General features: G+C 58.5%; 1 protein-coding gene. It reads left to right on the plus strand.

Translation table 11 applies throughout. From position 1 onward, the window contains the following. The first annotated feature begins 400 nt into the window (after nucleotides 1–400). Nucleotides 401–1,435, plus strand: coding sequence for a lipopolysaccharide biosynthesis protein (locus JDV09_RS25950; RefSeq protein WP_221372005.1), 1,035 nt, complete (start codon nucleotides 401–403; stop codon nucleotides 1,433–1,435). Nucleotides 1,436–1,537 lie beyond the last annotated feature (102 nt).

Here is a 1,537-nt window from a genome sequence, read left to right on the forward strand (position 1 = left end):
GAGTGCCGCGAACAAAGTGGTCGTCCCGATGCGCTGGTAGTCGTGGGTGGCCTCCACCGGCAGGCCGGGGCGCACCGGCAGGATCAGTCCATGTCGTGGTTGTGACGACTTCACCCCCCGAGGCCGTCGATAAAGTCCACTACGATCACAAACGCACCTTACGAAGAGCAGGGTGACTCACCGAATACAGGCTCCGGAACTTGCCGGGACGGGTCGGACAGGGCGCAGTTTGAACCAGCGACTATCACTAAATTTGCAGGCGCTAGCACTTGCCTTTGGTGCTGGTACGGCACAGCTCCTCGTAGCTGCCCTCTATATATTGACGGCTCGCAGTATGCGCCCAGATGAATACGGTCCGATCGTAACCGCCATAGGCCTTGGGGTAGCGGGCGGAGGGTTCGTGGACCTTGGTGCCAACGCGTATTGGATTCGAGAGATAGCGAGTCGCCGGATCACCCAGCATGAGCTGAACGTTAAAATTACGACGCGAATCATTGTCGCATTGGCGATCGCCACAGTCGTAATCGTGACGGCGATACTCACCGCACCCGTGTTCGTCGCCACAGGGGTTTTGTTGATCACCACGAGTACTGTCCAGACTTTGCTCGTACCACTGTCGGCGGCTAGGCGGGCGGAGACCGTCGGCTGGCTCTTCTTGTTCGGACGGGTAGTCGCGATTGCGCTATTTGTCGGACAAACTGCGATCGCCGTTCGTCCTGGCCTAGCGTTATGGACGTCCTTGGCCGTAGGCGACGTCGCTTTGGCAGTGTGCGCATTAACGGTGACGCCAGCACCAAGTCGCCTGAGAATCGGGGTGCGCACGCTGAGCAATCCTTGGGCGGGCGCCAGATGGTACTCGCTGAGCACATTAAGCACGAGCGCGCAGCAGCTGGACCTTCCAATTGTTGGATTTTGCGCAGGCCCAACCGCGGCAGGCATCTATGGCGGCGTAAACCGTTGGACTCAGCCCATGATGCTCATCATAGGCGCATTTGCTTCAGCGGCTGCGCCTTTCCTTGCCGCAGAAAGCCATCTGCGGGATCTGCGGTGGCAGATTCTTCGCGCGAGTTGGATACTTGCGGCAGCGGTTGCACTCGCCATCGGTGTGATCTTCACGGCGCCGTGGCTCGTACCCTTTCTATTAGGGGATGCCTTTGCGAGTTCGGCCGCGGTGTTACAGTGGTTGGCTGGAGGAATGATCCTCAACGCCATTGCCCAGCCTCTAATTGTCGCACTTCAGTCGCGGCGATTCGACCACGTCACTGCAATCATCTTATTGGTTTCCGTTTTAGTGCAACTTGTCGTTGTCGCGGTACTGGCGCCAGCGCTGGGAGCCCTCAGCGCAGGCATAGGCTTCTTCACGTCTCAGGTACTGCAGACTACGAGTTGCATCGCTGCGATCGTCTGGTGGCGAAGGAATCGGTTAAGGGAGTAATAGTTTGGCGCGGTGATGTTTCACCCAGCCCGAATGTCACCGGTCGGCGCGATTTGAATCGCCCTGGTTCTGCCGGAGGCTCGATCTATTGGATTGCGACCA

The sequence above is a fragment of the Mycolicibacterium xanthum genome (assembly GCF_019710635.1).
Lineage (GTDB): Bacteria > Actinomycetota > Actinomycetes > Mycobacteriales > Mycobacteriaceae > Mycobacterium > Mycobacterium xanthum.